Genomic DNA, 1,264 nt, shown 5'->3' on the forward strand with positions numbered 1-1,264 from the left:
GTGTATGGGATGACTAGATATCATGATCTAACAACTAGAAAGTTTGATTGCATTGTGTCAAATCATCAGCTTGTGTATGGGATGACTAGATATCATGATCTAACAACTAGAAAGTTTGATTGCATTGTGTCAAATCATCAGCTTTGCATTGATGTATCGGTATTTATGCCCGTGATTGAGGAAAACGATATTGTTATTTTGCGTGAATATAAAGGCGTTAGGGTTAAAACCTTTATCGTTAATTCTGTCATAAGAGATGATGTTAGCTGTGATTATTCATATGGAAATATCAGATATGAACTTACATCGCTATCACCGAATTTTTTCTTTCGTGAGGGTGAATAATTATGAAAGTGAAAAACAAAACTCATCATTTAAAAAAGAGTTTATTTTATAGCTATCGATAACGGAGAGAAAAAAGCAGAATTTAGAGTAAATGATCGAGAATATAAAACAGGTGATTTTCTTGCATTGAATAAAATTGATGATAATGGAAATTTCATAGGAAGATTGATTTCAGGAAAAATAACCCATGTAACGGTAATTAATAAAGATTTGTATCCGCAGATAGCGGAAGAATTTGTTTTGTTTTTATTTTAATTAATTCCCGTTAATTGTTTGTAACATGAATATTGAAAGAAAAGAAGAAAATAACGGCGATGCACTGCGTTCAATGTATCGCCAGAGTATAGAATTTCAGCCAGGGTTGCCGAATGACGCAACTCTGGCTGAACGTATTATGTGGGAGGCAAATCCCAACGATTATGCATGGCGGCATCAATATCTTGAGAATGTGCCGCATTCACTGGCGATCTACCTTGCAACACGTTATGCCAACATTTTCAATCAATCTGGTCGCCGCCGGGCTAATGCGTTTTTACGTCAGTTCTGCGAGAACGTATTACCACGGTTAAAATTGGTCAATGAACAATACCAGTTCCAGCATATCGTATCTGGTGTTATGCCGTTCCCGTTTATCGAATCACTGGAACAATTGCCAACATTAGGACGTAAAGAGATAAAACAGCTTGCGCATGAGATTGCGCGGTTTATGGCTGAGAGTTACGACCAATATGTTGAACAGGCCCTACAGAATGAGCAGGACGCTTGCCGTAGATTAATTCACGTCTATACCCGTTTGGCTAAATTGACACAGCAAGCGGGAACGATAGCCCCATATTGGCATCAATGGTGGTACATCCGTTTAAAGCGGATACGTGATATGCTATGTGCCGGATTGCTGCGCATGATGTCAGATCAATGG

The 1,264-nt window shown here is 38.2% G+C and carries 2 protein-coding genes and 1 pseudogene; all 3 read left to right on the forward strand.

From position 1 onward, the window contains the following. On the forward strand, window positions 1-345 hold a 345-nt coding region (locus D3222_RS26410; RefSeq protein ID WP_232832679.1), incomplete at its 5' end, for a hypothetical protein. Between the two features lie 48 nt (window positions 346-393). Continuing rightward, complete coding sequence (locus tag D3222_RS26930) at window positions 394-600, forward strand: DUF3850 domain-containing protein (protein WP_118985537.1); 207 nt, start codon at window positions 394-396, stop codon at window positions 598-600. A 25-nt stretch (window positions 601-625) separates the two neighbouring features. Further along, window positions 626-1,264 (forward strand): annotated as a pseudogene (locus D3222_RS24660) (replication endonuclease); the annotation flags it as partial.

The organism is Photorhabdus sp. CRCIA-P01 (genome assembly GCF_003545805.1).
Lineage (GTDB): Bacteria > Pseudomonadota > Gammaproteobacteria > Enterobacterales > Enterobacteriaceae > Photorhabdus > Photorhabdus antumapuensis.